This window comes from Enterobacter sp. PL1, from assembly GCF_945957325.1.
Taxonomy (GTDB): domain Bacteria; phylum Pseudomonadota; class Gammaproteobacteria; order Enterobacterales; family Enterobacteriaceae; genus Enterobacter; species Enterobacter roggenkampii.
On record NZ_CAMFKT010000100.1, the window covers coordinates 1 to 749 of the forward strand.

Below are 749 nucleotides of genomic sequence, written 5' to 3' on the forward strand. Positions count from 1 at the left end.
CCGGATAATGGTGCCAACTTACTGATTTAGTGTACGATGGTGTCTTTGAGGTGCTCCAGTGGCTTCCATCTCCATCAGTTGTCCCTCCTGCTCAGCTACTGAAGGCGTGGTGCGTAACGGTAAAAGTACTGCCGGACATCAGCGCTATCTCTGCTCTCACTGCCGTAAAACATGGCAGCTACAGTTCACTTACACCGCCTCTCAGCCCGGTACGCACCAGAAAATCATTGATATGGCCATGAATGGCGTTGGATGCCGGGCAACCGCCCGCATTATGGGCGTTGGCCTCAACACGATTTTACGTCACTTAAAAAACTCAGACCGCAGTCGGTAACCTCACGCATACAACCGGGCAGTGACGTCATTGTCTGCGCGGAAATGGACGAACAGTGGGGCTACGTCGGGGCTAAATCACGTCAGCGCTGGTTATTTTACGCCTATGGCAGGATGTGCAGGACGGTGGTGGCACGCGTCTTTGGTGAGCGTACTCTGGCCACGCTGGAGCGTCTTCCGGGCCTGCTGTCGGCCTTTGAGGTCGTGGTATGGATGACGGATGGCTGGCCGCTGTATGAATCCCGCCTGAAGGGAGAACTGCACGTTATCAGCAAGCGATATACGCAGCGAATTGAGCGGCATAACCAGAATCTGAGGCAGCATCTGGCAAGGCTGGGCAGGAAGTCACTGTCGTTCTCAAAATCGGTGGCGCTGCATGACAAAGTCATCGGGCATTATCTGAACATAAAACACTA

1 protein-coding gene is annotated in these 749 nt (G+C 53.9%); it reads left to right on the top strand.

The window, feature by feature from the left end; genetic code table 11:
- Nucleotides 1-58: 58 nt before the first annotated feature.
- Nucleotides 59-749, top strand: a protein-coding gene (locus tag N6P30_RS24440) for an IS1-like element IS1X3 family transposase (RefSeq protein WP_260630016.1) whose coding sequence is annotated in 2 segments (ribosomal slippage) — nt 59-308 and nt 308-749 — 692 coding nt annotated over the 2 segments. Because the reading frame shifts where the segments join, the coding sequence is not laid out codon by codon here. This gene is flagged as partial in the annotation.